1 protein-coding gene is annotated in these 1,453 nt (G+C 66.8%); it reads left to right on the top strand.

All coding sequences use genetic code 11. From position 1 onward, the window contains the following. Positions 1-46: 46 nt before the first annotated feature. Positions 47-1,444 (top strand): IS30 family transposase, encoded by a 1,398-nt coding sequence (locus A5785_RS05780; RefSeq protein WP_059040016.1) that lies wholly within the window; start codon positions 47-49, stop codon positions 1,442-1,444. Positions 1,445-1,453: the final 9 nt, after the last annotated feature.

The raw sequence follows: 1,453 nt of genomic DNA, 5'->3' as shown, positions 1-1,453 counted from the left end.
GGTGAATTCAACTGGTCGTCGCAACACCTCTATCAGGAGGTGTTCGATGGTTCGTCGTCAGCAGGCCGCGGACAGGGCGGTTCGTCCGAAGCTCCGCTCGCCGGGGCATCCGAAGTTTCAGAAACCCGTCGAGGCGGCGTTCTGGGGCGAGATCGCGAAAGGGCTGCTCGCGGAGGAAGCCGCGGGGGTTGTCGGCGTGGCGCCCGCGGTCGGCGCAAGATGGTTCCGACACGCTGGCGGCATGGCGCCATTCGACATCGCCCAGCAGCCATCGGGCCGCTACCTCTCGTTCGCTGAGCGCGAGGAGATCGCGATTCTCAAGGAGAAGGGCAAGGGCGTTCGCGAGATCGCTCGCGCCATGGGCCGCGATGCCGGGACGATCTCTCGTGAGCTGCGGCGGAACGCGGCCACGCGGGGCGGGAAGCCGGAGTATCGGGCGTCGGTCGCGCAGTGGAAAGCAGACATGACCGCGAAGCGACCCAAGGTCGCGAAACTCGTCGCGAACCCGCGGCTGCGCGCGTATGTCGAGGAGCGCCTGTCGGGGAAGATCACAAGCCCCGATGGCACGATCGTCACCGGTCCCCAGCCGCCGCGGTTCACCGGGAGAGGCAAGCCGCATCGGAAGGACAGGGCCTGGTCCTGGGCTTGGAGTCCGGAGCAGATCTCACACCGGTTGAAGATCGACTTCCCGGATGATGAGTCCATGCGCATCAGCCCAGAGGCGATCTACCAGTCGCTCTACATCGAGGGCCGCGGCGCGCTCAAGCGCGAACTCGTCTGGAACCTCCGCACGGGCAGGGCGCTACGCGTCCCCCGAGAGCGGTCGCGGCGCAAGACCTGGGCGCATGTCACGCCGGAGACGCTGATCAGCGAGCGACCGGCGGAAGCCGACGGTCGCGCCGTCCCCGGGCACTGGGAAGGCGATCTGCTGATCGGGTTGGAGCGCTCGGCGGTCGGCACGGTCGTCGAGCGCAAGACCCGTTACACGCTGCTCGTCCATCTCCCGCGGGAAGAGGGCTATCGGCACAAGGAGACGCCGAAGAACGGGCCGGCGTTGGCCGGCTATGGCGCGATCACGATGAAGAATGCTCTCGCCAACACGATGTCGGCGCTGCCGGCGCAGCTGGCGCGCTCGTTGACCTGGGACCGCGGCAAGGAGATGTCCGCTCACGCGCAGTTCCGCGTCGAAACCGGCATCCCGGTGTTCTTCGCCGATCCGCAGTCGCCCTGGCAGCGCGGCACGAACGAGAACACCAACGGGCTGCTGCGTCAGTACTTCCCGAAGGGCACCGACCTGTCCCGCTGGAGCGCCGAAGACATCGAAGCCGTCGCATTCGCGCTGAACACGCGCCCTCGGAAGTCGCTCGGATGGATGACTCCCGCTGAGGCCTTCAACGAGCAGCTATTGTTGCTCCAACAAGCCGGTGTTGCATCGACTGGTTGAGCCCGGTCA

Origin of the sequence: Gordonia sp. 852002-50395_SCH5434458, from assembly GCF_001665905.1 — a bacterium.
GTDB lineage: Bacteria > Actinomycetota > Actinomycetes > Mycobacteriales > Mycobacteriaceae > Gordonia > Gordonia jacobaea.
The sequence above is the reverse complement of the archived record's forward strand: the minus strand, read 5'-3'. Positions and strand labels throughout refer to the sequence as shown.